The 22034-nt window shown below is 63.6% G+C and carries 22 protein-coding genes and 1 rRNA gene; 12 read left to right on the top strand and 11 right to left on the bottom strand.

The features are described from left to right. Positions 1-113 (top strand): 5S ribosomal RNA (rrf, locus tag J9885_RS12590); the annotation flags it as partial. A 79-nt stretch (positions 114-192) separates the two neighbouring features. Here the strand turns inward: rrf and J9885_RS12585 are convergent. The 3 genes from J9885_RS12585 to ilvY all read right to left on the bottom strand — a co-directional run bounded on the left by J9885_RS12585 (position 193) and on the right by ilvY (position 4070). Then, a complete protein-coding gene (locus tag J9885_RS12585) occupies positions 193-2772 on the bottom strand; it encodes a bifunctional acetate--CoA ligase family protein/GNAT family N-acetyltransferase (RefSeq protein WP_210549656.1) in 2580 nt (859 codons plus the stop codon). 90 nt (positions 2773-2862) lie between these two features. Further along, a complete protein-coding gene (locus tag J9885_RS12580; protein WP_210549655.1) occupies positions 2863-3054 on the bottom strand; it encodes a hypothetical protein in 192 nt (63 codons plus the stop codon). Between the two features lie 122 nt (positions 3055-3176). After that, entirely contained in the window at positions 3177-4070 is an 894-nt protein-coding gene (gene ilvY, locus J9885_RS12575) for an HTH-type transcriptional activator IlvY (protein ID WP_210549654.1), read from the bottom strand. Positions 4071-4301: 231 nt separating this feature from the next. On the opposite strand from ilvY, the gene ilvC reads away from it, so the two are divergent. Beyond that, positions 4302-5783, top strand: a complete 1482-nt coding sequence (gene ilvC / locus J9885_RS12570) for a ketol-acid reductoisomerase (protein WP_043764265.1) — start codon at positions 4302-4304, stop codon at positions 5781-5783. A gap of 163 nt (positions 5784-5946) precedes the next feature. Here ilvC and pgi read toward each other — a convergent pair whose 3' ends face one another. Then, the gene (gene pgi / locus J9885_RS12565) at positions 5947-7596 is read right to left on the bottom strand and encodes a glucose-6-phosphate isomerase (protein WP_210549653.1); all 1650 of its coding nucleotides are present in this window, start codon (positions 7594-7596) and stop codon (positions 5947-5949) included. A 403-nt stretch (positions 7597-7999) separates the two neighbouring features. On the opposite strand from pgi, the gene J9885_RS12560 reads away from it, so the two are divergent. Next, complete coding sequence (locus J9885_RS12560; RefSeq protein ID WP_210549652.1) at positions 8000-8188, top strand: holin; 189 nt, start codon at positions 8000-8002, stop codon at positions 8186-8188. Between the two features lie 103 nt (positions 8189-8291). Here J9885_RS12560 and J9885_RS12555 read toward each other — a convergent pair whose 3' ends face one another. The 4 genes from J9885_RS12555 to coaBC form a co-directional block, all read right to left on the bottom strand. Continuing rightward, positions 8292-9128: a mechanosensitive ion channel domain-containing protein gene (locus J9885_RS12555; protein WP_134694203.1), complete on the bottom strand. Its 837-nt coding sequence runs from the start codon at positions 9126-9128 to the stop codon at positions 8292-8294. A gap of 272 nt (positions 9129-9400) precedes the next feature. Next, positions 9401-9997 carry a nucleoid occlusion factor SlmA gene (gene slmA, locus J9885_RS12550; RefSeq protein ID WP_043764131.1) on the bottom strand — a complete coding sequence of 199 codons (597 nt, stop codon included), beginning with the start codon at positions 9995-9997 and terminating at the stop codon, positions 9401-9403. A gap of 69 nt (positions 9998-10066) precedes the next feature. Next, positions 10067-10525, bottom strand: a complete 459-nt coding sequence (gene dut / locus J9885_RS12545) for a dUTP diphosphatase (protein WP_210549651.1) — start codon at positions 10523-10525, stop codon at positions 10067-10069. 90 nt (positions 10526-10615) lie between these two features. Next, positions 10616-11818, bottom strand: coding sequence for a bifunctional phosphopantothenoylcysteine decarboxylase/phosphopantothenate--cysteine ligase CoaBC (gene coaBC, locus J9885_RS12540; protein WP_210549650.1), 1203 nt, complete (start codon positions 11816-11818; stop codon positions 10616-10618). A gap of 148 nt (positions 11819-11966) precedes the next feature. On the opposite strand from coaBC, the gene radC reads away from it, so the two are divergent. The 5 genes from radC to mutM all read left to right on the top strand — a co-directional run bounded on the left by radC (position 11967) and on the right by mutM (position 14579). Further along, the gene (gene radC / locus J9885_RS12535; RefSeq protein ID WP_134694205.1) at positions 11967-12641 is read left to right on the top strand and encodes a DNA repair protein RadC; all 675 of its coding nucleotides are present in this window, start codon (positions 11967-11969) and stop codon (positions 12639-12641) included. A gap of 137 nt (positions 12642-12778) precedes the next feature. Next, positions 12779-13015: a 50S ribosomal protein L28 gene (gene rpmB, locus J9885_RS12530; RefSeq protein ID WP_005307492.1), complete on the top strand. Its 237-nt coding sequence runs from the start codon at positions 12779-12781 to the stop codon at positions 13013-13015. An 11-nt stretch (positions 13016-13026) separates the two neighbouring features. Continuing rightward, positions 13027-13194, top strand: coding sequence for a 50S ribosomal protein L33 (gene rpmG / locus J9885_RS12525; protein ID WP_005323752.1), 168 nt, complete (start codon positions 13027-13029; stop codon positions 13192-13194). A 90-nt stretch (positions 13195-13284) separates the two neighbouring features. Then, positions 13285-13740: a hypothetical protein gene (locus tag J9885_RS12520; protein ID WP_210549649.1), complete on the top strand. Its 456-nt coding sequence runs from the start codon at positions 13285-13287 to the stop codon at positions 13738-13740. Between the two features lie 26 nt (positions 13741-13766). Continuing rightward, on the top strand, positions 13767-14579 hold the full coding sequence (gene mutM, locus J9885_RS12515; protein WP_210549648.1) for a bifunctional DNA-formamidopyrimidine glycosylase/DNA-(apurinic or apyrimidinic site) lyase: 813 nt from the start codon (positions 13767-13769) through the stop codon (positions 14577-14579). 57 nt (positions 14580-14636) lie between these two features. Here the strand turns inward: mutM and coaD are convergent, their stop codons facing one another. Then, complete coding sequence (gene coaD, locus J9885_RS12510) at positions 14637-15119, bottom strand: pantetheine-phosphate adenylyltransferase (protein ID WP_210549647.1); 483 nt, start codon at positions 15117-15119, stop codon at positions 14637-14639. Positions 15120-15340: 221 nt separating this feature from the next. Between coaD and J9885_RS12505 the strand changes: the two genes are divergently transcribed. Next, positions 15341-16390 (top strand): glycosyltransferase family 9 protein, encoded by a 1050-nt coding sequence (locus J9885_RS12505; RefSeq protein ID WP_210549646.1) that lies wholly within the window; start codon positions 15341-15343, stop codon positions 16388-16390. A 50-nt stretch (positions 16391-16440) separates the two neighbouring features. Here J9885_RS12505 and J9885_RS12500 read toward each other — a convergent pair whose 3' ends face one another. Beyond that, positions 16441-17229 carry a glycosyltransferase family 2 protein gene (locus J9885_RS12500; RefSeq protein WP_043764136.1) on the bottom strand — a complete coding sequence of 263 codons (789 nt, stop codon included), beginning with the start codon at positions 17227-17229 and terminating at the stop codon, positions 16441-16443. Between the two features lie 322 nt (positions 17230-17551). Here J9885_RS12500 and waaF point away from each other — a divergent pair, with 322 nt between their 5' ends. The 3 genes from waaF (at position 17552) to J9885_RS12485 (ending at position 20928) form a co-directional block, all read left to right on the top strand. Next, complete coding sequence (waaF, locus tag J9885_RS12495; protein ID WP_210549645.1) at positions 17552-18649, top strand: lipopolysaccharide heptosyltransferase II; 1098 nt, start codon at positions 17552-17554, stop codon at positions 18647-18649. A gap of 1 nt (position 18650) precedes the next feature. Then, positions 18651-19916 (top strand): lipid IV(A) 3-deoxy-D-manno-octulosonic acid transferase, encoded by a 1266-nt coding sequence (gene waaA, locus J9885_RS12490; protein ID WP_210549644.1) that lies wholly within the window; start codon positions 18651-18653, stop codon positions 19914-19916. A gap of 133 nt (positions 19917-20049) precedes the next feature. Continuing rightward, positions 20050-20928, top strand: coding sequence for a DMT family transporter (locus tag J9885_RS12485; protein WP_210549643.1), 879 nt, complete (start codon positions 20050-20052; stop codon positions 20926-20928). 187 nt (positions 20929-21115) lie between these two features. Here the strand turns inward: J9885_RS12485 and J9885_RS12480 are convergent, their stop codons facing one another. Beyond that, positions 21116-21979, bottom strand: a complete 864-nt coding sequence (locus J9885_RS12480; protein ID WP_210549642.1) for a YicC/YloC family endoribonuclease — start codon at positions 21977-21979, stop codon at positions 21116-21118. Positions 21980-22034: the final 55 nt, after the last annotated feature.

The following is a 22034-nucleotide window of genomic DNA, read 5'->3' as shown; positions in this document are numbered from 1 at the left end:
TGGCGGCAATAGCGCAGTGGAACCACCTGACCCCATGCCGAACTCAGAAGTGAAACGCTGTAGCGCCGATGGTAGTGTGGCATTCGCCATGCGAGAGTAGGACACTGCCAGGCACCCAATTGAAGAAGCCCGCTCATCTGAGCGGGCTTTTTTATTACCTGAAATTCAGTCATTTCAGCACACTTTCCCGTGCTATTCCCTCTCTATTCGCTCCGCACAGGGCAGCTCCATGTTGACTACCCCATCTTCCAGCTGGATATCGATCTTGAAACCAAGCCGTTTGGCCAGGTTGATCATGCCGCGGTTGCTGGGCATGGTCATGCCCGACAGCTGGCCAATGCCGCGCTCCCTGGCATAACGCACAATCTTCTCCATCATCAGTTTGCCAAGCCCCAACCCCTTCAGATCGGACCGTACCAGAATGGCAAACTCGGCATCGCTCAGATCCGGCGTCGAAATGGCGCGAACCACCCCTAAAATCTGATCTTCTAGTTCCCCATCCTGTCCCACGGCGACAAAGGCCATCTCCCGGTCGTAATCGATCTGGGTCATGCGGGCCAGCTCTTCGTGCCCTAGCTCCCCCACATCGGCGAAGAAGCGCTTGTACCTGTCTTCATCCGATACCTTGAGGACAAATTGCTTGTGGGCAGGTTCATCCTCCGGTCGGATCGGGCGCAGCAGCACATGACTCTTGTCCTTGAGCCAGGCGCCCTCTTCCAGCTCGGTCGGATAGGGGCGGATAGCGAGCGGCAGCATCTGTTGCCCTCTCTCCATCAGGACGAGACGGGCATCAAGGATCACCATCTCATCGCCACAGGCCTGCAGCGGATGCAGGTCCAGCTCTTGTATCTCGGGGAAGGCCAGCAGCAGCTCGGAGAGCTGGCACAGCACCTGGCCGAGAGCGTCGATATCGAGCCGTATTGGACTGGCCTGCTCGCGGATCTTGTCGTCCTTGAGGGCTCCGATGATCTGGTAGCGCGCCAGCGCCTGGTTGAGGGGCGGGAGGGCCGCGACCATCTCGTGAGGCTCGGCGCCGGATTCGCCAAGCAGGATGACGGGTCCGAAGACGGGATCCTGCTGCAACCTGATCCGCAGCTCCAGTCCGCCGCTGCGGCGCGCCATACGCTGTACCAGCAGGCCTTCGATGCGGGCACCCGGGTCGTGCTGACGTACCCTGTCCAGGATGGCATCCGCCGCCTGAGCCACCTCCGCCGAGGTGCGTAGATTCAGCATGACGCCGTGCACTTCTGACTTGTGAGCGATGTCGGGTGAGCGCAGCTTCACCGCCACCGGGTAACCGATCTGCTCTGCCGTCAGGGCGGCTTCGATAGAATCGGTGACGATCCAGGTCGCCAGAGTGGAAAGTCCGGCGGCCTGCATGATGGGTTGGACCAGGTGGGTATCCAGCACCCGCTGCTGGCGGTCCAGCGCCTGCTGGAGCAGCTGCTGACAGCGTTCGATATCGAGCCGGTCCCCGTGCAGGGAGGCCGGGGTTTCCATCAGCTGCTTCTGGTTGCGGCGATATTCCACCATGTGCATGAAGGCGGTGACGGCGCTCTCCGGGGTGCGATAGGTGGGGATCCCCGCCTCGTTGAACAGGCGACGTCCCTCCTGGGCGGAGTATTCCCCCGCCCAGTTGGTGAGGATGTTGAAGCGACGAGCACGGGGATGCTGCCTGATGAAGTCGATCAGGCTGCTGGCGAGGGTCGCACCACGGGCGGTGAGGGAGGGGGCGTGGATCAGCAGGATGGCATCGGCAGCCTCCCCCTGCAGCAAGGCTTCCAGCGCACTCTTGTAGGACTCGATATCGGCATCGCTGCCGATGTCGAGCGGTGGCATCGCCAGCTTGCCCCCGCGCGCCAGCAGCACATCGGCGGCCATGTTGGCCAGGCCCCGTCCGTTGGAGAGGATGGCGAGCCGCTCCCCCTTGAGGGTCAAGGAGTGGCTGAGGGTCTCGACGGTGGCGAACAGTTCGTGGGTATCCCGGACGCGCAGCATGCCGGCCCGGCGGATGGCGGCATCATAGACGTTGTCGAGGCCATTGGCCGGGTCGTGCCGCCCGCTCTTGAGGACCAGGATAGGCTTGTTGCGCGAGGCGGCGCGGGCGGCGGAGAGAAAGTGGCGGGCATCGTGCAGCTTGTCCATGTAGATCAGAATGGCGCGGGTCGTCCCGTCGCGGGAGAGCTGATCCAGCAGCTGGCCGAAGTCGATGTCGCAGTGATCCCCCAGGGAGATGAAGGCCGAGAAGCCTATCTCGCGCTGCTTGGCCCAGTCGAGGATGGTGGTGCTGACCGCCGCCGACTGGGAGAGAAACGCCACCTGCCCCGGGGTGGCGGCGATGGGGGAGAAGCTGGCATTGATGCCCTGGCCCGGCAGCAGCATGCCCATGCTGTTGGGGCCGAGCAAACGGATACCGTACTGCCGGCACAGCGCTCTGAGCCGTTGGCGCTCGTCACCGGAGAACTGGGCGGCCAGGATGATGGCCGCCCCCGTCCCCTTCTTGCCGAGCTCCTCGATGAGTGGCAGCACCCGTTCGCGCCGGGTGCAGACGATGGCGAGATCGGGGGAGAGGGGGAGACTCTCGACATCAGGATAGGCGAGTACCCCGGCGACGGACTGGCTGTGGGGGGCAACCGGCAGTATGGGGCCCTGGAACTGGCCCGCAAGCAGGTGTCTGATGACCACATGCCCGGCTTTTTGCGGATCGCCGGAGGCACCGATGACGGCGATAGAGTGGGGTTTGAAGAGCCGATCCAGGCCGCTTTGTTTCATGGGCACTCCTGAGGACGACCCCCGGGTCGAGGGTGACGGATGGTGCCAGTCTAATACGCTTTGCGCGTTCGTTCTGTGACCGGTTGCGGATCACGATCGGGCGAGGGCATTGGCGCGCAGATAAAATCGCAACTCTCCCTGGATGCATTGCACCGTGGCGAGGTGCCGGTCCTGCAGGTAGATCTCCTGCTCCCGATCGAGTTCATGGCGTTGTATCCCCAGACTCTGCAGATATTCTGCGAAAAGGATGGCGCTTTGGATTTCGACAAGATGCTGGCTCATGTGCTATTCCCTGATGATGGCTGCTTGGGCCGGCCAGTCTCCCCCCTTCTCTCCCGCTTTCATACTGATACATTTGACACTTGATAATGGCGCGTCGGCAGTCACGGCACCCCGTCGCAGAGTCAGCGCGTGCCGCCCTGGCCGCGCGCCGTATCCCAGAAGGCGCGGATTAGCGGCTCTTCCAGCCGCTTCTTGAGCACGGCGATGCCGACGTCGAACGGCTTGAGCGCCGGTTTGGGCTCGACGATGCGCACCTTGTCCCCCATGGGGCTGTGATCGATCACGGCGGCGGGGACCACGCCAACGCCGAAACCGAGTGCCACCATGGCGACGATGCCCTCATTGCCCGCTACCTCGGCATAGAGGTTGGGGGCTATCCCCTTGTTGCGAAACCACTGGTCACAGCGCTTTCGGGCCAGCCCCTGCTCGGAGAGGATGAGGGGCAGCCGTTCCCAGTCCGGCTCGCCCTGCTGGAACCACTGACTCTGCTGGGGGGCGTTGCGTGGGGCGATGAAGACCAGCGGCACCTGCTGCAGGCTGGCAAATTCCAGCTTGGAGGAGAGGGCATCCGGCCGCGCGGCGATGGCGAGGTCGGCCTCGTCCGTCAGGATCTTGTCCACCGCGAGGGCCGGGTCGCCGGTCTCCAGCTTGATCTCCAGCTGGGGGTAGCGGCGGCGAAAGCGCTCCAGCACCTCGGGCAGCAGGAAGTAGCTGGCGGTGACCGAGCAGAATACCCTTAGCCGCCCCTGCAGCGGTTCGTCGCTGCGCTTGAGTTCCTGCTTGAGCTGGCGCCACTCCTGCAACAGGGCTCCTCCAAACTCTCGCAGCTTCTCCCCCGCCGGGGTGAGCCGTACCGAGCGATTGTCCCGCTCGAACAGCACGCAGCCGGTCTCCTGCTCCAGCCGCTGGATGGCGCGGCTCAGGGTAGAGGGACTGACCGCCATGGCGTCGGCGCTTTTGCCGAAGTGGAGGGAGTCGGCGAGGTGGAGAAACAGCTCGAGATTGCGAAGGTCCATCTATCTATTCCTGGGGGGCGCACGGCGCCGAGTCGTCAGTACCGCCCGTATCCTGCCCGGGTTCGCGCTCGAAATGGGGCTATCCTGGGGTGGGAAATGGCGGGGCGTCACATTTCAATTACTGCAACGTACTGTTTCGAATATATCAGTTCAGGCAATAAGTGTCCCGCGCTATAGTGGTTTGGACAACGCCGTTACCCGGCATGGAATCAATCGAACGGAGCAATCACCATGGCTAATTATTTCAACACCCTGAACCTGCGCCAGCAGTTGGCCCAGCTGGGCAAGTGTCGTTTCATGCAGCGCGAAGAGTTCGCTGACGGTTGTGCGGCGCTCAAGGGCAAGAAGGTGGTGATTGTGGGCTGTGGCGCCCAGGGCCTGAACCAGGGCCTGAACATGCGCGACTCCGGGCTGGACATCTCCTACGCCCTGCGCAAGGCCGCCATCACTGAGAAGCGTGCCTCCTGGCAGAAGGCCACCGACAACGGCTTCGTGGTCGGTACCTATGAAGATCTGATCCCGACCGCCGATCTGGTACTGAACCTGACTCCGGACAAGCAGCACTCCGACGTGGTGAAGACCGTGATGCCGCTGATGAAGCAGGGCGCCGCACTGGGTTACTCCCACGGCTTCAACGTGGTGGAAGAGGGTCAGCAGATCCGCTCCGACATCACCGTCGTCATGGTCGCTCCCAAGTGCCCGGGTACCGAGGTGCGTGAAGAGTACAAGCGCGGCTTCGGTGTACCGACCCTGATCGCCGTTCACCCGGAGAACGATCCCCAGGGCGAGGGCATGGCCATCGCCAAGGCGTGGGCTTCTGCCACCGGCGGCGATCGTGCCGGCGTGCTGGAATCCTCCTTCGTCGCGGAAGTGAAATCCGACCTGATGGGCGAGCAGACCATCCTCTGCGGCATGCTGCAGGCCGGTTCCCTGCTCTGCTACGACAAGCTTGTTGCCGAGGGCACCGATCCGGCCTACGCCGGCAAGCTGATCCAGTTCGGCTGGGAGACCATCACCGAGGCCCTGAAGCAGGGCGGCATCAGCCTGATGATGGACCGTCTCTCCAACCCGGCCAAGCTGCGTGCCTTCGAGCTGTCCGAGCAATTACGCACCCTGATGCGTCCGCTGTTCGAGAAGCATATGGATGACATCATCGCCGGCGAGTTCTCCCGCGGCATGATGGCCGACTGGGCCGAAGATGACGCCAAGCTGTTCGGCTGGCGCGAAGAAACAGGCAAGTCCGCCTTCGAAAACGCCCCTGCCTATGCCGGCAAGATCGCCGAGCAGGAGTACTTCGACAACGGCGTGGTCATGGTGGCCATGGTCAAGGCGGGTGTCGAGCTGGCGTTCGAGACCATGGTGGCTTCCGGCATCTATGAAGAGTCCGCCTACTACGAGTCTCTGCACGAGCTGCCGTTGATCGCCAACACCGTTGCCCGCAAGCGTCTGTACGAGATGAACGTGGTCATCTCCGACACCGCCGAATACGGCAACTACCTGTTCGCCAACGCCGCCGTGCCGCTGCTGCGCGAGCACTTCATGCCGACTCTGCAGGCCGGGGATCTGGGCAGCGCCCGCGCTGAGAGCAAGGCCGTGGACAACCTGGCCCTGCTGGCTGCCAACGAGGCGACCCGCAACCACCCGATCGAGAAGATCGGCCAGACCCTGCGCGGCTACATGAAGGACATGAAGCGCATCGCCGTCGGCGGCTAAGCCTTCGCTGCGCAGCATCAGAAGGGGCGGGGATGACGATCCTCGTTACTGGCCGGCTTAGACACCTGGCCAGTCGTCCGGATGATGCAAGCAGACCGATTGAAGCCAACAAAAAAGCCCCGCTCATCGAGCGGGGCTTTTGCATTGCGGAGGGCGTGAACGATCAGGCCTTCCAGGCTTTCCAGGTGTTGATCAGGCCGTTGGTGGAGCAGTCGTGGCTGGTGACCGCCTCGTCGTTGCCCAGCTCCGGCAGGATCTTGTTGGCCAGCTGCTTGCCCAGCTCCACACCCCACTGATCGAAGCTGAAGATGTTCCAGATCGCGCCCTGCACGAAGATCTTGTGCTCGTACATGGCGATCAGGGAGCCGAGGGTCTTCGGGGTCAGGCTCTTGAACAGGATGCTGTTGGTCGGGCGGTTGCCTTCGAACACCTTGAACGGCACCAGCTCTTTAACTTGGTCGAGCGTCTTGCCGGCGGCCAGGAACTCGGCCTCCACGGCCTCCTTGCTCTTGCCGAAGGCCAGGGCCTCGGTCTGGGCGAAGAAGTTCGCCAGCAGTTTCGGATGGTGGTCACCGATGGGGTTGTGGCTGATGGCCGGGGCCAGGAAGTCGCAGGGGATCAGCTTGGTGCCCTGGTGGATCAGCTGGTAGAAGGCGTGCTGGCCGTTGGTACCCGGCTCACCCCAGATGATGGGGCCGGTCTGGTAGTCGACCTTGTTGCCGTCGCGGTCCACGTACTTGCCGTTGGACTCCATGTTGCCCTGCTGGAAGTAGGCAGGGAAGCGGTGCATGTACTGGTCGTAGGGCAGGATGGCTTCGGACTCGGCGCCGTAGAAGTTGTTGTACCACAGGCCGATCAGGGCCAGCAGCACGGGCACGTTCTGCTCATAGGCGGCAGTGGCAAAGTGCATGTCCATCTCGAAGGCGCCTTGCAGCAGGGCCTCGAAGTGCTCGAAGCCGAGGGAGAGGGCGATGGGCATGCCGATGGCGGACCAGGAGGAGTAGCGGCCGCCGACCCAGTCCCAGAACTCGAACATGTTGGCGGTGTCGATGCCGAACTCGGCCACGGCCTTGCCGTTGGTCGACAGGGCGGCGAAGTGCTTGGCCACGTGAGCCTTGTCGCCGGCGTGGCCGAGGAACCAGTCGCGGGCGGTCAGGGCGTTGGTCATGGTCTCCTGAGTGGTGAAGGTCTTGGAGGCCACCAGGAACAGGGTGGTTTCCGGATCGATCTTCTTCAGGGTCTCGGCGATGTGGGTGCCGTCGACGTTGGAGACGAAGTGCATCTCCAGGTGATTCTTGTAGGGGCGCAGGGCCTCGGTGATCATGACGGGGCCCAGATCGGAGCCGCCGATGCCGATGTTGACGACGTGCTGGATCGGTTTGCCGGTATAGCCCTTCCACTCACCGGAGATGACCTTCTCGCAGAAGCCCTTCATCTTGACCAGCACGGCGTTGACTTCCGGCATCACATCCTTGCCGTCCACCTCGATGGGGCGATCGGAACGGTTGCGCAGGGCGGTGTGCAGCACGGCGCGCCCTTCGGTCATGTTGATCTTGTCGCCGTTGAACATGGCATCGATGGCGCTGCGCAGGTCGGTTTCGTTGGCCAGGTTGACCAGCAGCTTGAGGGTCTCTTCGGTGATCAGGTTCTTGGAGTAGTCGACCAGGATGTCGCCACCGAAGGTGAGGGAGAACTTGTCGAAACGTTGGGGATCCTGTGCGAACAGATCCTTGAGACGGCTCTCCTTGTTAGCTGCAAAATGGGCTTCCAGTGCCTGCCAGGCCTGGGTCCGGGTCGGATTGATGTTTTTCATAGGATTCCTGAAATGCCAAGTTGTGTTTGAACCTTGCAGGCAAGGCTCCCGCCAAACCTTCTTATTCGAGCATTATACCGGGCGCTGCGTTCAGCCCGTGTAACAGAGCTTTACCAATTGTCTGCACCGAAGGAGTTTACAACCAAAACGCGGCGATTATGAGCCACCCGTGGCCGCAGGATCTTGCGTTGGCGCATGCTTGGCCTGGCTTGCACGGGTGAAAGGGTTTTCAGCCGGGGGCCGGAGAGACACTGTGCCCATCCCCTCGAATGACGCCTGGCAATACATCTTTCCGTCGATTTTATGCGCAAACGCAAATTTGCTCCGTCCGGAGCCGGTTATTATCCGACCAGATGGACGATTCTCCCAGGGATGGCCAGGTTATTGGAACGAGGAGATCGACATGAAACGCGTACTGTCCCTGTTTGCCCTGAGCCTGATCGCCACCGGTCTCATCGGCCTGCTGACCCTGGCATTGACGACGGCCGCACCGACGCTCGAGATGCGGGTGCTGGCGGTCATGGGGGCCGTGCTGGGGGGCTATGTGCTGATACAGCCGCTGCTCAACCGGTTGGCCAGACGGCTGGCCTGAGTTCGGCTGAGCACAGTGACGAGGCAAAGGAGGCCGGCCCGGGTGACCGGGGCCCAGAAACGACAATGCCAGCCCGGGGGCTGGCATTGTCGCATTCAGGGGATCAGGCCTGCGTTTTTTGCATGTGCATGACCATCTGAGGGAAGGGGATCTCGATGCCTTCGGCGTCGAAGGTCAGTTTCACCTTCTCGTGGAAGTCGAACCAGACACCCCAGTAGTCGCCGGTCTTGACCCAGGGACGCACCACGATATTGACCGAGGAATCGGCCAGCGCGGCGACGGCGATGGTGGCGGCCGGATCTTTGAGGATGCGCGGCTCTTCGCTCACCAGGCGCTCGAGGATCTGCTTGGCCTTGCGCAGGTCTGAGTTGTAACCGATGCCGAAGGTCATGTCGACGCGACGGGTATCCATGCGTGAGTAGTTGACTATGGTGCCGTTGAGGATGGCGGAGTTCGGTACGACCACCATCTTGTTGTCACCTGAGGTGAGGGTGGTGGTGAACAGCTGCACCGCCTGAACCACGCCGTTGGTGCCGGCCACTTCGATGAATTCCCCCGCCTTGATGGGGCGGAAGATGATGAGCAGGAAGCCGGCCGCGAAGTTGGAGAGCGACCCCTGCAACGCCAGGCCGATGGCCAGGCCGGCGGCACCTATGATGGCCACGAAGGAGGCGGTTTGCACACCAACCCGGCCCAGGGCGGCGATCACCACGAACACCAGAATGGTGTACTTGAGGATGCTGCCGACGAACTCGGTGATGGTGGTATCGAGCTTGCGGCTCTGCATCACCTTGACGGCACCACCACTGAGCAGGTTGGCGGCGATGTAACCGACCAGCAGGGTGAGCAGGGCAGCGGTGATGTTGACCGCATACTCGATGATCAGCCCCTGGTTGTTGACCAGCCAGGTTTGCGCTTCGGTAATGATCTCGGGTTCCATAGGATATCCTGTTGGTTTGAAGGTGGATGGGGCATGAATCTAACACCGGAACGCGACAGTCTGGGTCGCATCTGGTGCTTATTTCCCGTCATGGCACGCTGCCATAAAAAACAAGGGAGGCCAAGGCCTCCCTGTGTACTCGCCCTTTTCGGGTCCGGTTGTCTCAATTCCGCAACAGTTGACTGCGCATGAATTGCCACTGGTCCTCGACGCCGGCGGTGGGCTTGAGCGTGAACTCGGAGCGGACGTGCTGGTTGATCCGCCCTTCGGTATCAGCTTTGCAACAGCTGGCTGCGCATGAACTGCCACTGGTCCTCGAAGCCGGCGGTGGGCTTGAGCTTGAACTCGGAACGGACGAACTGGCTGATCCGGCCCTCTGCATAGGCCAGCAGCAGGTTGGCCAGCATGGTCTCGTCGAGCTGGAAGCCCTGGCCTTCCCGCAGGCGCTTCTCCCGCAGCGCCTGCTTGAGCTGGGTCTCCAGCTTGTCGAAAAGGACACTGATGCGATCCCGCAGCCGATCGTGCTCCCCCAGCAGGGCATCGCCGTTGAGGATGCGGGTTATGCCGGGGTTGCGCTCGGCGAATACCAGCAGCAGCTGCAGTATGTGGTGGCAGCGGGCCATGGTGTCCTTCTCTTCGGCCATGATCAGGTTGACCCGTGACAGCAGGGAATCCTCGATGAAGTCGATCAGCCCCTCGAACATCCTCGCCTTGCTGGGAAAATGCCGGTAGAGGGCCGCCTCTGACACACCCACCTCGGCCGCCAGGCGAGCCGTGGTGATGCGCTGGCCCGGACTGGTTTCCAGCATGTGGGCGAGTGCCTGCAGGATCTGATCGCGCCGACTCTGTTTCTGGTTACTGCTTGCCATGGATTCCCCTAAAAAAACAATGGCTTGATTCTGTTATTTGGCACGAGCCCAGGGGGCTGTGTGGTCTTGTTATTGGCGACCAGAAGAACCAAACCCGCCTTCACCCCGTTCACTCTGATTGAACTCATCGACCAGTTGGAAGCTGGCCTGAACCACCGGCAGGATCACCAGCTGGGCGATGCGCTCACCGGGCTGCATGGTGAAGCTGTCGTTGCCGCGATTCCACACCGAGACCATCAGCTGACCCTGGTAATCGGAATCGATCAGACCGACCAGGTTGCCCAGTACGATGCCGTGCTTATGGCCAAGGCCGGAGCGGGGCAGGATGGTGGCGCACAGACCCGGATCCTGGATGTGGATGGCCAGCCCAGTCGGCACTAGCGTGGTTTCTCCCGGTGCCAGGGTCAGCGGGGCATCCAGCAGGGCGCGCAAATCCATGCCGGCGGAGCCGGGCGTGGCGTAGGCGGGCAGCGGGAAGTCGGTGCCGATGCGGGCATCCAGAATTTTCAGTTCAATTTGTGTCGTCATGAATATTTTTCAATTGGATCGCCGGGCGATCGGGTGGTTCAGCGGGTGCCTGTGGGGCACCCGGCATGTTCAATGGGCCCGGGAGCGGGCTCAAGGTCGATAGTGGCGTGCAATCAGGGCGACAAGATGACGAGCCAGCGTCAGCTTATCGGCCAGGGGCAGCGCGGCTTGACCCCCTTGCCAGAAGACGGTCAGGGCGTTGTCATCGGCATTGAAACCCTGGCCCACACGGGACACATCGTTGGCGGCGATCATGTCCAGCCGCTTACGTCGTAATTTGTCGAGGGCGTATTGTTCCACATCCACGGTTTCGGCGGCAAATCCGACGGTGAAGGGTTTGTCTGACCTGGCCCCCACATCGGCGATGATGTCGGGATTCTTGACCAGGGTCAGCGCCATCTGGTCGTTGTCGCCGGTCTTCTTGATCTTCTGGCTGGCTACTTGCTCGGGACGATAGTCGGCCACGGCGGCGCAGCCGATGAAGAGATCGCACTCACCAACCCGGCTCATCACCGCCTGGTGCATCTGCTGGGCGCTCTCCACATCGACCCGCTCCACCCCCAGGGGCGTTGGCAGGCTGACGGGGCCGCTCACCAGGGTCACTTCGGCGCCCGCCTCGCGGGCGGCGCGGGCGATGGCATAGCCCATCTTGCCGGAGCTGTGGTTGCTGATGTAGCGCACCGGATCCAGCGCCTCGCGGGTCGGTCCCGCGGTGAGCAGCAACCTGACGCCTGCCAGCAGGGGCTCGGCGGCGAGCTGCTGGCAGCAGCGTTCTACCAGGTCGAGGGGATCCAGCATCCGGCCGGGACCCACGTCGCCGCAGGCCTGGCTGCCGGAGTCCGGCCCCCAGAGCTGAATGCCGCGGCTGGCCAGGGTCTTGAGGTTGGCCTGGGTGGCGGCGTTCAGATACATCTGCTGGTTCATGGCCGGTGCCAGGGCGACCGGGGCCGGGGTGGCCAGACAGAGGGTGGTGAGCAGTTCATCCGCCATGCCGGCGGCCATGCGGGCCATCAGGTTGGCGCTGGCGGGGGCGATCAGCACCAGATCGGCCCATTTGGCCAGCTCGATGTGGCCCATGCCCGCCTCGGCGGCCGGATCCAGCAGGCTGTCCGAGACCGGGTATCCGGAGACGGCCTGCAGGGTCAGCGGCGTGATGAACTCCTTGGCGGAGCGTGTCATCACCACGCGCACATCGGCCCCCTGATCTTTCAGGCGGCGCACCAGCTCGGCACTCTTGTAGGCGGCGATGCCACCGCTGACACCCAACAGGATACGTTTATCGGCCAATCTCATCTGCTGTATCTCTTCCGGCTCAATCTGACTGGTCGGCTAAGATAGCACAGCCGGTGGGTGGCGACAGAGGCTGACATGGGGGAGTTGTGGTCGGGCTCGCGGGATTCTTTGCTATGTTTTCTCTCAATAGGTCGACGCGGAGAGACAAATGAGCATCAAGGAGTGGCCTGAAGAGGAGCGCCCACGGGAAAAGTTGCTGCGCCGCGGAGCGACGGTGCTCTCCGATGCTGAACTGCTGGCCATCTTCCTGCGCACCGGGGTGAGCGGGTTGAGTGCAGTGGATCTCTCCCGCCAGCTGCTCAGCCAGTTTGGCTCCCTGCGGGCGTTGCTCGGGGCCGAACAGCAGACCTTCTGCGAAGCGCATGGCCTCGGGCCGGCCAAATATGCCCAATTGCAGGCGGTGCTGGAGATGGGGCGGCGCCATCTGGCCGAGCAGCTGCAACGGGGGGAGGCGCTCACCTCGCCCGGGCTCACCCGGGCCTATCTGCAGGCCCAGTTGCGGGATCGGCCGCGGGAAGTTTTTGCGCTGCTGCTGCTCGATAACCAGCACAGGGTCATCCAGTTCGTCGAACTTTTTTACGGTACGCTGGACGCTGCGAGCGTCTGGCCAAGGGAAATCGTGCAGATCGCGCTCAAACATAATGCAGCCGCCGTGATTCTGGCGCATAATCACCCGTCCGGCGTGGCCGAGCCCAGTCGGGCCGACCGCCAGATCACGGATCGGATCCTGGCCGCCCTGGCCCTGGTCGATATCAGAGTGCTGGATCACCTGGTGATCGGTGACGGCATCACGGTTTCTTTTGCAGAGCGTGGTTGGCTATAGACTGGGCTCTGGCACTGTATTAGTTGATCTTTGATCACGGATGCTGTATAAAATGCCGCCTTCTGTTTGCCCCGCAATCGAAGGCCAGCGGGGCAGATATTTGCTCGAGCAATGAAGTAAGATTTGGAGAGACTGACATGTCTAGAGTATGCCAAGTAACCGGCAAGCGCCCGGCAGTTGGTAACAACCGTTCGCACGCTAACAACGCTACCAAGCGTCGTTTCCTGCCGAACCTGCACACTCACCGTTTCTGGGTTGAGAGTGAAAAACGCTTCGTGAGCCTGCGCGTATCCGCAAAAGGCATGCGTATCATCGACAAGCGCGGCGTTGAAGTGGTTCTGGCTGAACTGCGTGCCAGCGGCGTTAAGGTATAAGGAATTAGATCATGGCTAAAGGTATTCGCGATAAGATTCGCCTGAACTCCAGCGCCGGTACTGGTCACTTCTATACCACTACCAAGAACAAGCGCACCATGCCCGAAAAAATGGAGATCAAGAAATTTGATCCCGTGATTCGTCAGCATGTGATCTACAAAGAAGGCAAAATCAAGTAATCACTTGGTTTTGCTGCAAAAACCCGGCCTTGTGCCGGGTTTTTTTATGGTCGGAATTCAGTACACTGCCGGTTGGAAGGGAGGCTTGCCATGTTTAAATTGAGCCGCAAAGGCTGGAACAACGTGATCATCGTGGGCGTGCTGATCGTCATTACCCTGCTGCACCGGCTCGAGCAGGTGCAGCAGGAAAACAGCGCCCAGCGACCACGCCCCCTGTTGCCGGCGGATGCCGTGGTGTTGACCTGGCAGGGACCGAGCTGGCAGATAGAGCGCATCGGCCAGGGGTGGCGCAGCGGGCCGGATCTGGGGCTCGACAGCGCCCAGCTGGCCGCCCGCATCGAGGCGTGGCAGGGCTGGCTGTTACCGCCGGGGGAGGCCGTGCGCGGCGCGCCGGTCACCCTCAAGATCTGGATCGCCGGCCAGAGCGATCCCGTCGAAGTGGGGCTCTATCAGGACGACGGCAAATTTGGCGCCCTGCTGCCCCCCTCGACCTGGCTCAGCCTGAGTCAGGCGCAATATCGCGATCTGATGCGCCCCACCCCCTAACCACGTCCTGAGCGAGAGGCCCGTCTATGCCTGAATTACCGGAAGTTGAAGTCAGCCGCCTGGGGATCTCGCCCTGGCTCACCGGCATCAAGGTGACCCGCGTGGTGGTGAGGGACGGCCGGTTGCGCTGGCCCGTGCCTGGCGAAATCCAGGAGCTGGTGGATCTCGTCATTCACCGGGTCCGCCGCCGCGCCAAGTACCTGCTGCTGGAGACCGACTTCGGCACCGCCATCCTGCATCTGGGGATGTCAGGCAGCCTGCGGGTGCTGGACATCGGCACCCCGGCAGAGAAGCACGATCACGTGGACATCGAGCTGGCCAACGGCAAACTGCTGCGGCTCAACGATCCGCGCCGCTTCGGTGCCCTGCTGTGGACCCGTGAACCGGCCGAGGCGCACGCCCTGCTCGCCAAGCTGGGGCCTGAGCCGCTCACCGACGCCTTCAGCGCCGATTATCTGCGGGAGCGGGCCAAGGGGCGCAGCACCGCCATCAAGCTGTTCCTGATGGACAACCATGTGGTGGTCGGGGTGGGCAACATCTACGCCAACGAGGCGCTCTATGCCGCCGGCATTCACCCCAAGCGGGCGGCGGGCAACATCAGCGCCGAGCGGCTGGGCAACCTGGTGAGCGAGATCAAGTGGGTGCTGGCCGAGGCCATTCGGCAGGGGGGCACCACCCTCAAGGATTTCACCAGCGCCGACGGCAAGCCGGGCTATTTCGTCCAGCAGCTGCAGGTCTATGGTCGGGGCGGCCAGCCCTGCTTCCACTGCCAGACCCTGCTGAGCGAGGTGAAGATGGGCCAGCGCACCACAGTATTCTGCTCCCACTGCCAGCGCTGACGCGCAACAAGGGCAACTGGCTGGCCCGTGAGAGGGCTGCCAGATCCCGCGAGGGGGTTATTTGCCCTGCTTGGCGGCGATGGCCTGGGCCACCAGGGGGTCGACAAACTGGTGAATGTCGCCGCCGTGCAGCGCCACCTCTTTCACCAGGGTGGAGGAGATGAAGGAGTTCTCTTCCGCCGGGGTGAGGAAGACGCTCTCCAGGGTCGGCATCAGGCGGCGGTTCATGTTGGCGAGCTGGAATTCGTACTCGAAGTCGGAGACGGCGCGCAGGCCCCGGATCAGCACGTTGGCCTGCTGCTCCCTGGCAAAATCCACCAGCAGGCCGGAGAAGCCCACCACCTTGACGTTGGGCAGGTGAGCCGTCACCTGCCGGGCCAGCTGGACACGCTCCGCCAGATCGAACAGCGGCCGTTTGCTCGGGCTGTTGGCCACCCCGACCACCACCTCGTCAAACAGCCTGGCGGCCCGGCCTATGAGGTCGGTGTGGCCGTTGGTGATGGGGTCGAAGGTGCCGGGGTAGATTACCTTGTTGGTCATGCTGCTGACTTCCTGAAGCCGGAAAATTGGTCGCATTATAGGGGGTGTTGCGGGTTGGGCGCGACCGCGTTGGCGCGGATTTTTGGCGCGAGTCCCCGCGTCTTGCCCACAAATCGGGGGCCTTCGGCGTCATCGCTTGAGAATCGCCCTGCATCAGGCAAGAATACCCGCATCGCGCATCAAGCTTCCGTCGTGGGTGACTGGGAGCAAAGGGATTTTTTATGAAACGTATTCTGGTAGTCCGCAATGACAAGATTGGTGACTTCATGCTGGCCTGGCCGAGTTTTGCCATGCTCAAGCGTTCCATGGAGTGTCATGTGACTGCCCTGGTTCCCGCCTACACGGCGCCGCTGGCCCGCCTCTGCCCCTGGATCGACGAGATCATCCTGGACCCGGGGGCCCGGGCCGACAAGGAACAGCAACGCGCCCTGCTGGCGCGCATCAAGGCGGCCGCCTTCGATGCCTCCATCTGCCTCTTCTCCAACACCCGCAACGCCAAGCTGGTGTGGAAGGCGCACATTCCCTACCGGTTGGCCCCCGCCACCAAGCTGGCCCAGGTGCTCTACAACCATCGCCTGGTGCAGCGGCGCTCCCGCTCCCAGAAGCCGGAGTACGAATATAACCTGGATCTGGTGCGCCGTTTCCTCGCCGACCAGCATCAGGCGGCAGTGGAGCCGCAGGGCCCCTACCTCGACTTCGACCCCGCCAGCCTGCAACAGGTGCGCGAGCAGGTCGCCACCCGCCTGAAGCTGGATGCCGACCGCCCCTGGCTGATGGTGCACGCCGGCAGCGGTGGCTCGGCCAACAACCTCTCCATCGAGCAGTATTCACGCCTCATCATCAAGCTCAACCAGGCCTGTCCGGAGTTGCAGTGCGTGCTGACGGCGGGGCCGGGGGAGGAGGGCAAGGCGGAACAGCTGGCGGCCGAGCTGCTGGCCCACGGCGGCAACGGCTGGATCTACCGCTCCGACGAGGGCTTGCCGAAGTTCTGCCAGGTGATGGCCAACGCCGCCCTGTTCGTGGCGGGCAGCACGGGGCCGCTGCACATCGCCGCGGCGCTGGACGTGCCGACCGTCGGCTTCTTCCCGGCGCACCGCTCGGCGACGCCCCTGCGCTGGCGCCCGCTCAACGGTGAAGGACGCCATCTGGCGTTCAGCCCGCCGGAAGACAGCGATCACCCGGAAGACATGAGCCAGCTCGATCCCAAGGCCATGGCGGCGGCGATCGCCCGCTGGGCGCCGCCGTTCTGGCAGGGAAAAACCGAGCAATAAAAACAGGGCCCGCGATGGGCCCTGTTTCGTCATCGGGATTATCTGACGGGCTACTTGCCCGCCTGGTCCGGTGTCCGGGGCTGCTGGCGGATCCAGAGGTCGGCGTACTTCACGAAGGTGGAGTGGGCCGACAGTATGGCCAGCAGGAGGCCCTGCTTGCCGTCGAGGAAGCCGGCCTTGAGCAGGTACATCTTGAGGAAGCAACCGACGGCGTGCACCAGTCCCTGGCCCAGAGAGCCCTTCTTGCCGCGGGCGGTACGCTGATCGGCCCAGGCCCTGGCGTAACCGGCGGATTTGACCAGGTAGTGCTCCAGATCCCGGTAGGTGAAGTGGAGCAGGTCACCGTGCAGGTTGACGATCTGCATGTTGGCGCGCACTTCCACCTTCTCGTGCACGAGCGCTTCGTTGTAACCGGTCAGCGCCTTGGGATAGAGGCGCAGTACCCGATCCGGATACCAGCCGCTGTGGCGGATGAAGCGGCCGAATACCCAGGAGAGGCGCGGGATGGAGTAGATGGTGTCCTGGCCCGGGTTGGCCATGACGTCGGCGATGGCGCTTCGCAACGCCGGGGTGAGCCGCTCGTCCGCATCCAGCCAGAGCACCCATTCCGACTGGACATGGGACTGGGCCAGACGGCGCTGGCGGCCGAAGCCGGGCCAGGCGGTGTTGACGAAGAAGCGGGCGCCGAACTCGGCGGCGATGGCAGGGGTGTCATCCTGACTGCCGGAGTCGAGGATGACGATCTCGTCCACCAGATCCTCGAGAGAGGCGAGGCAGGCACGCAGGTTGTCGGCTTCATTCTTGACGATCAGGACGGCCGCCAGGGTCGGTTTTTTCACAGGCGAGGGACTCTTGTTGGCACCCGGCGGGCGGGTCATGCTCGGATTGGCGCCCATTCTAGCCTAAAACCTTGCCCGGGGCATGGGCTCGCTGCCAGCTTTGTCCCGGTTCCCAGGCCCGCAGGAAGGGGTGGCGGCAGGCATTCGCCTGACGCGAGGTCGCTGACCGACCCATCTGCCACGTGGTGGGGCATGCGATCCCGGATATGAGGCCCCTTTGCAGGGCTGGCGGGGATCTTCTGTTATTTCTTCGGCCTTTCTTGGGGCATAATCTCGCCCAGTAACGATCAACAGCCGGGCCAGTCCCGAGAGAAGACGCGCGATGAAGATATTGGTGATCGGCCCCTCCTGGGTCGGCGACATGGTGATGTCCCAGAGCCTCTACAAGGCGCTCAAGAGCAACCACCCCGGCAGCGAGCTGCATGTGATGGCACCGGCCTGGTGCGTGGCCCTGCTGGAGCGCATGCCCGAGGTGGACAAGGCCATCCCCATGCCGCTCGGCCATGGCGACTTCAAGCTGGGGGAACGCCGCCGGCTCGGCAAGCAGCTGGCCGCAGAGAAGTACGATCAGGCCATCATTCAGCCCAACTCCATGAAGTCGGCGCTCATCCCCTGGTTTGCCCGGATCCCGGTGCGTACCGGCTGGAAGGGGGAGCATCGCTTCGGCCTGCTCAACGACATGCGCAGCAACAAGAAGGCCTTCCCGCTGATGGTGGAAGGGTATCTGGCGCTGGCCTACCCCAAGGGGCAGATGAAGAGCCGGGCCGACATTCCCGCGATTCCCCATCCCTCCCTGCACGTGGACCTCGTCAACCAGGGCAAGGCGCTGGATCGGCTCGGTCTGAATCGCGCCCGCCCCGTGCTGGTGCTCTGCCCGGGAGCCGAGTTCGGTCCGGCCAAGCGCTGGCCCGAGGGGCACTACGCCGTGGTGGCACAGAAGCACCTCGACGAGGGCTGGCAGGTGTGGATCTTCGGCTCCGGCAAGGATGCGGCGGTGGCGAACACCATCCGCGAGCGCATCAACCCCCTGTCGCGCCCCAACTGCCACGTGCTGGCGGGCAAGACCAGCCTGCACGAGGCGATCGATCTGATGGCGCTGGCTGGCCGGGTCATCGCCAACGACTCGGGCCTGATGCACGTGGCGGCCGCCCTCAACCGGCCGCTGATCGGCGTCTATGGCTCCACCTCGCCCCTCTACACGCCGCCGCTGGCGGACAGGGTCGAGATCGTCCACACCGACATCGAGTGCCGCCCCTGCTTCAAGCGCACCTGCAAGTTCGGCCACCTCAAGTGCCTGATCGATCTGATGCCCGAGCAGGTCATCGAGGCAGGCAACCGGCTGGAGCGGGGGGCGTCGGCGGATCTGCTCATCGCGCGCCAGCCGGTGGCTGGGACGGGTGACGAGAGCGCAGGCCAATAAGATGATCTACCGGCTGCTCTACAACCTGTTGATCCATCTGGGCTTGCCCCTGGCACTGCTGGCGCTTTACAGACCGAAGAAGGGCAAGCCCGGCTTCGGGACGCGCTGGGCCGAGCACCTGGGGCGGGTGCCCGCCACGGGGCAGGAGGCCCCGCTATGGATCCATGCGGTGAGCGTGGGGGAGACCCTGGCCATCACCCCCTTCATTCGCGCCCTCAAGGCCGAGCTGCCCGAGCTGCCCATCCTGCTCACCACCACCACCCGTACCGGTGCCGAACAGGCGGCCAAGCTCGGGGATCTGGTGGTGCATCGCTATGCGCCCCTGGATTACCCCTGGGCCGTTTCGGCGTTTCTGAACACCTTCAAGCCCCGTGCCCTCTGGGTGATGGAGACCGAGCTCTGGCCGAACTGGCTGGCGGCTTGCGAGGCGCGCCACCTGCCGGTGACCATCCTCAACGCCCGCCTCTCTGAGCGCTCCTGCCAGCGCTATGCCCGTTTCCAGGGGGCCTTCGATGCCCTGAGCCGGCCTCTGACCCACCTGCTCTGCCAGCATCAGGACGACGCGGATCGCTTCCATCGCCTGGGGATAGACCGCAGCCGGCTGGCAGTGACCGGCTCCATCAAGTTCGACATCCAGTTTGGCGACGAGGTGCAGGCCAGGGGCCGCGCCCTGCGCCAGCAGCTTGGAGAGGCCCGGCCTGTCTGGATCGCCGCCAGCACCCATCAGGGAGAGGACGAACAGGTGCTGGCCGCCTTCGATAGGGTGCTCAAGGTCCATCCCTCCGCCCTGCTGATCCTGGTGCCCCGCCACCCCGAGCGCTTCGATCGGGTGGCCGAGCTGTGCACCCCCTACGGTTGCGTGCGGCGCACGGCGGGCCGTGCGGTCGGCGAGAGCGACAAGATCTACCTGGGTGACACCATGGGCGAGCTGCCGCTGATGCTGGCGGCGGCGGATCTGGCCTTCGTCGGCGGCAGTCTGGTGAAGATCGGCGGCCACAACCTGCTGGAGCCGGCGGCGCTCGGCAAGCCCTGCCTGACTGGCCCCGCCTACTTCAACTTCAGCGACATCACCCGCCAGCTGGTGGCCCAGGGGGGCGCCGCCGTGGTGGCGGATGCCGATGACCTTGGCGAAGCGGTGAGCCGGCTGCTCGGCGATGCCGGCGCTCGCCGGGAGATGGGTGAGCAGGCTCGCGCCGTGGTGCTGCGCAACCAGGGGGCGCTGGCCCGCACCCTGTCCCACTGCCTCGCCAGCCTGGAGAACGACTGAGCGGGCGGCCCGGTGGCCGCCCGCCTCTCTGCCGCAGCCTGGCTCTGGGGCACCCCCCTGAACAATCCACCGGAGACAATCCGGCCCTCTTTCCTTTATGCTCTGCCCTCTGTCTTCACCCTGCGATGCCCTGATGAACCGCGTTCCCCTGCTGCTGATGATACTGGTCACCCTGCTGGCCGCCGCTGGCTGGCTCTTCTCGAAAGAGGCTATCCGCGAATTGCCCACCGCCGCCTTTATCGGCAGCCGCTTCCTGCTGGCCGCCCTGCTGCTCTTGCCGCTCGCCTGGTTGCGGGAGCCGCCTCCCAGCCGCTCGCAGCTGCTGCGCGCCGCCGGGTGCGGCACCCTGCTCGGGGCCAGCCTGCTGTTCTGGGTCACCGCCATCAGCCAGAGCGATGCGCTCGGCAGCGGCGCCTTCATCATGAGCGTGGCCACCCTGATGGCGCCGCTCGCTGCCTGGGCTGCCTTCAAGGCCAGACCCGGCCGCCACTACTGGCTCACCCTGCCGCTCGCCGTCGCCGGCCTGCTGCTGCTCTCCAGCAGCACCCACTGGGGCGTGTCGCTCTCCCTGTTCTGGTTTCTGGCGGCAGCCGCCACCCTGGGGGTCCAGCTCGCGGTGCACCGTCACTTCGCCCAGTCCATTCCCCCCACCTGGCTCACCTGCATCCAGCTGGCGGTGACCGGGCTGCTCGGCACCCTGCTCTCCCTGCTGACCGAGCAGTGGCCCGCCGACATCAGCCACGGCATCTGGGGCTGGTTTGCCGCCAGCGTCCTGATCGCCACCACCTTGCGCTACTGGCTGCTGACCCATGCCCTGAGTGGGATGACTACGGCCCACGCCGCCCTGTTGATGCTGCTCGAACCGGTCTGGACCCTGATCCTCAGCACCCTCTTCTATGACGAGCCGCTGGGCGGCGCCAAGCTGGCCGGCGTGGGCCTGGTGCTCGGCGCCCTGGTGCTCTACCAGCTTCCCCTGCTGCTGCGCAGCCGCAAGTTGAAGTCACCGGTCTAGCCTGAACGGGCGACAAACCTAAGTGGTTCGGAAAAAAGAGAGGGTCTGCATGGCAGGCCCTCTCTGTTTGATGGCGAAGGCCAGGCTGTCTTCGCCTAGGGTTGCCATCAGCCAGGGCGCTGTTCTCGGTGGGAAGCGGACATAAAAAAGCCCCCGCATGGCGGGGGCTGTGCATCGAGGAGAGGGATCACTCGATGTTCTGGATCTGCTCGCGCATCTGCTCGATGAGGACCTTCAGCTCGACGGCGGACTGGGTCACCTCGGCGTTGATGGACTTGGAACCCAGGGTGTTCGACTCGCGGTTGAACTCCTGCATCATGAAGTCGAGGCGACGGCCGCAGGCGCCCCCCTTCTTCATGATCTTGGTGGTTTCGCCGATGTGCATCTCCAGGCGATCCAGCTCCTCGGCCACGTCGATCTTCTGGGCCAGCAGCACGATCTCCTGCTCGATGCGGGCCGGATCCAGCTCCACCTTGGCTTCGGCCAGCCGGTCGGTGAGCTTCTGGCGCTGCCACTCGATGATCTGCGGCAGGTGCTCGCGCACCTTCTTCACTTCCACCTGGATGCCGGCCAGACGCTGCTCGATCAGCGCCTTGAGGTTGGCCCCTTCGCTGGTGCGGGAGGCGAGGAAGTCATCCATGGTCAGGTCGAAACCGGCCATCAGCTCGGTGGCGACCGCGTCCATGTCCTGCTCGGCGGCAGCCATGACGCCCGGCCAGCGCAGCACGTCCACCGGGTTGAGCTGGCCCTGACCCGCTTCCTTCATCACCCAGTTGGCGCTCTCGATGATGAGTCTGGCCAGCTCTTCATTGATGTGGAGCTGGCTGGCGGCAGCCTGGGCGGCCTCGAAGCGCAGGTTGCACTCCACCTTGCCCCGCTGCAGCTTGGCCCGGAAACGCTCACGCAGCACCGGCTCCAGGCTGCGCAGTTGTTCCGGCAGGCGAATGTAGGTCTCCAGATAGCGCTGGTTGACCGAACGAATTTCCCAAACGGCTGTGCCCCAGTCGCCCTTGAGTTCCTTGCGGGCGTAGGCGGTCATGCTGTGAATCATTGATTGTTCCGGGCTTGATGAAGTGTGCGGCCAGTATACTCAGCCAGGCCTGCCC

Source organism: Aeromonas sp. SrichE-2G (assembly GCF_017939565.1).
Taxonomy (GTDB): domain Bacteria; phylum Pseudomonadota; class Gammaproteobacteria; order Enterobacterales; family Aeromonadaceae; genus Aeromonas; species Aeromonas taiwanensis.
This window is presented reverse-complemented; position numbering and strand designations above follow the sequence as displayed.

Excerpts from the sequence above, each read along its gene's own strand:
- J9885_RS12585 (WP_210549656.1), bottom strand. The coding sequence starts at position 2,772 with ATGAAACAAAGCGGCCTGGATCGGCTCTTCAAACCCCACTCTATCGCC.
- J9885_RS12580 (WP_210549655.1), bottom strand. The coding sequence starts at position 3,054 with ATGAGCCAGCATCTTGTCGAAATCCAAAGCGCCATCCTTTTCGCAGAA.
- ilvY (WP_210549654.1), bottom strand. The coding sequence starts at position 4,070 with ATGGACCTTCGCAATCTCGAGCTGTTTCTCCACCTCGCCGACTCCCTC.
- ilvC (WP_043764265.1), top strand. The coding sequence starts at position 4,302 with ATGGCTAATTATTTCAACACCCTGAACCTGCGCCAGCAGTTGGCCCAG.
- pgi (WP_210549653.1), bottom strand. The coding sequence starts at position 7,596 with ATGAAAAACATCAATCCGACCCGGACCCAGGCCTGGCAGGCACTGGAA.
- J9885_RS12560 (WP_210549652.1), top strand. The coding sequence starts at position 8,000 with ATGAAACGCGTACTGTCCCTGTTTGCCCTGAGCCTGATCGCCACCGGT.
- J9885_RS12555 (WP_134694203.1), bottom strand. The coding sequence starts at position 9,128 with ATGGAACCCGAGATCATTACCGAAGCGCAAACCTGGCTGGTCAACAAC.
- slmA (WP_043764131.1), bottom strand. The coding sequence starts at position 9,997 with ATGGCAAGCAGTAACCAGAAACAGAGTCGGCGCGATCAGATCCTGCAG.
- dut (WP_210549651.1), bottom strand. The coding sequence starts at position 10,525 with ATGACGACACAAATTGAACTGAAAATTCTGGATGCCCGCATCGGCACC.
- coaBC (WP_210549650.1), bottom strand. The coding sequence starts at position 11,818 with ATGAGATTGGCCGATAAACGTATCCTGTTGGGTGTCAGCGGTGGCATC.
- radC (WP_134694205.1), top strand. The coding sequence starts at position 11,967 with ATGAGCATCAAGGAGTGGCCTGAAGAGGAGCGCCCACGGGAAAAGTTG.
- rpmB (WP_005307492.1), top strand. The coding sequence starts at position 12,779 with ATGTCTAGAGTATGCCAAGTAACCGGCAAGCGCCCGGCAGTTGGTAAC.
- rpmG (WP_005323752.1), top strand. The coding sequence starts at position 13,027 with ATGGCTAAAGGTATTCGCGATAAGATTCGCCTGAACTCCAGCGCCGGT.
- J9885_RS12520 (WP_210549649.1), top strand. The coding sequence starts at position 13,285 with ATGTTTAAATTGAGCCGCAAAGGCTGGAACAACGTGATCATCGTGGGC.
- mutM (WP_210549648.1), top strand. The coding sequence starts at position 13,767 with ATGCCTGAATTACCGGAAGTTGAAGTCAGCCGCCTGGGGATCTCGCCC.
- coaD (WP_210549647.1), bottom strand. The coding sequence starts at position 15,119 with ATGACCAACAAGGTAATCTACCCCGGCACCTTCGACCCCATCACCAAC.
- J9885_RS12505 (WP_210549646.1), top strand. The coding sequence starts at position 15,341 with ATGAAACGTATTCTGGTAGTCCGCAATGACAAGATTGGTGACTTCATG.
- waaF (WP_210549645.1), top strand. The coding sequence starts at position 17,552 with ATGAAGATATTGGTGATCGGCCCCTCCTGGGTCGGCGACATGGTGATG.
- waaA (WP_210549644.1), top strand. The coding sequence starts at position 18,651 with ATGATCTACCGGCTGCTCTACAACCTGTTGATCCATCTGGGCTTGCCC.
- J9885_RS12485 (WP_210549643.1), top strand. The coding sequence starts at position 20,050 with ATGAACCGCGTTCCCCTGCTGCTGATGATACTGGTCACCCTGCTGGCC.
- J9885_RS12480 (WP_210549642.1), bottom strand. The coding sequence starts at position 21,979 with ATGATTCACAGCATGACCGCCTACGCCCGCAAGGAACTCAAGGGCGAC.